Origin of the sequence: Synechococcus sp. R5-15 (genome assembly GCF_047462035.1) — a bacterium.
Lineage (GTDB): Bacteria > Cyanobacteriota > Cyanobacteriia > Thermostichales > Thermostichaceae > Thermostichus.
Window position 1 is genome coordinate 1 of record NZ_JANSIK010000166.1, and the last position, 1693, is coordinate 1693.

Annotated in this window: 2 protein-coding genes; both read left to right on the forward strand. The window is 59.3% G+C overall.

Annotated features, from left to right (window positions below; all coding sequences use genetic code 11):
• Window positions 1-271 precede the first annotated feature (271 nt).
• Window positions 272-418: a hypothetical protein gene (locus tag NW839_RS12375; RefSeq protein WP_187147246.1), complete on the forward strand. Its 147-nt coding sequence runs from the start codon at window positions 272-274 to the stop codon at window positions 416-418.
• 16 nt (window positions 419-434) lie between these two features.
• Entirely contained in the window at window positions 435-1574 is a 1140-nt protein-coding gene (locus NW839_RS12380; protein ID WP_414352197.1) for a CAP domain-containing protein, read from the forward strand.
• Window positions 1575-1693: the final 119 nt, after the last annotated feature.

Genomic DNA, 1693 nt, shown 5'->3' on the forward strand with positions numbered 1-1693 from the left:
AGAGATAGGCAGGATGCGATCGCTTCTTTCCTGAACCATGTTCAGGAGAGTTCAGCGTGAATGTATCAGTTGTGGGGATCCGTACTCCACTATGGGTGGAGAGAAAAAGTGGGCTTGGATCCCAGTCCTAGTGGATGTAGCCGACTTGGGTGAGCGTTCCTTGACTTGGGCTTAAGTTATACCCTTGTCGGCATGAGTTTTGACGCTGTGGCCCACTCGGCCAGGTGATAGAACAGGGTCAAACCCAACAGCATTTGGGAGGTTTGTTGTCATGGCTACGTTGCAACCCAAAGTGACCCACCAGCTTTTGGCGGCCTTAGCCCTGTTTGCCTGTCTGGGCTTGTTGCCTGCTTGTGGCGAGAGCAGCAGCAGCACCGTCAGCCCCCCCAGCATCACCCCCACCCCCACCGGCTCATAATTCGGCTGGTTTTTGCATGCCCTTGCAGCGGTTGCCCAAGTTGGTTCAGCTTTGGGCTTTGAGGATCGCGGGGATCTTTTGTCTTTGTCTGCTGGCGGCCTGTGGAGGATCCCCTACCTCGATGGAGCCACCGCGGGCAGGGGAAGTGCCGATTGCCAGCTTCCTGTGCCGGTTGGATCGCCAGACCCGCAGCTTCACGGGGCCTATTTACGCCGAACAGCCCCAGGTTGCTACCTGCAACCCCGGTCGCCTTACGCCTGCAGCAGCCCAAAAGATGATGGATCGGCTGAATTTTCTACGGCTGTTGCACCAGTTACCGCCGGTGAAGCTCAATCCTCAGTTCCTAGAAGCCGCCCAGCAAGCGGCCTTGATGCAGGTAGCCAATGGTACTCTCAGCCACCAGCCGCCCCCTTCTTGGCGCTGCTTTACCCCTGCCGGGGAGGCGGGATCCCGCTTCAGCAACCTGGCGGTTGGGCCCATCCTAGAGCTGAACGGCCCCGATCCAGGCCGGGTGTTGGCGCGGCAGGTGGACATCTATTTTGCCGAGCCAGGTCGAGAAAACTTTGTGGATGTGGGGCATCGCCGCTGGAACCTGTATCCTCAGTACGCCCAGGGGGCCTACGGCATTGTCTTTGACCCACGGGCTGGACGGGTGACCCAGGCCAACGCCAACTGGATCTTCGGTTTTGACGAGTCGGTGCCAGATCCAGAGTTCATCGCCTTCCCGGAGAAAGACGGCTACCTCTACCGCCTAGAAGGGTTTTCCGGCCAGCCCCTGTCTGCCTACCGCTGGTCTTTCTCGGTGCCCAGCCGTGGCGGCAAGGCTGATCTCAGCCAAGCCCAAGTCCGCATCACCGATGCCCTCACCGGTGAGCCGGTGCCTGTCGGAGATCTCCGCGTGGGGGATCCCGCCTTTGGCCTGGAAACTTTGACCTACTCCGTGGGTTCGATCCAGCCCAATCGCAACTACACCTTTGAAATTAGCGGCATTCGCCTCAACGGTGGCCCCCCCCGCAGCTACCGCTACACCACCGCTCTCTACGACTGCGATCCCCAAACTTCCCAACGGCCCGCACCCCTCACCGAAGGGCTGGGGATCCCGCCCCGTCTGCTCTGGCAGATGGAGCCTTTCAACTCTTTCAACCCTCTCAACTAGCTTTTCCTCACCCCCAGCCCCTTTCCCAAAGGGGGAAGAGGGGTCTGCTGCTGATACATTCACGCTGAACTCTCCTGAACATGGTTCAGGAAAGAAGCGATCGCATCCTGCCTATCTCT

What these genes read in the sequence shown, in the direction of transcription:
- NW839_RS12375 (WP_187147246.1), top strand. Translation starts at nt 272, where the DNA reads ATGGCTACGTTGCAACCCAAAGTGACCCACCAGCTTTTGGCGGCCTTA.
- NW839_RS12380 (WP_414352197.1), top strand. Translation starts at nt 435, where the DNA reads ATGCCCTTGCAGCGGTTGCCCAAGTTGGTTCAGCTTTGGGCTTTGAGG.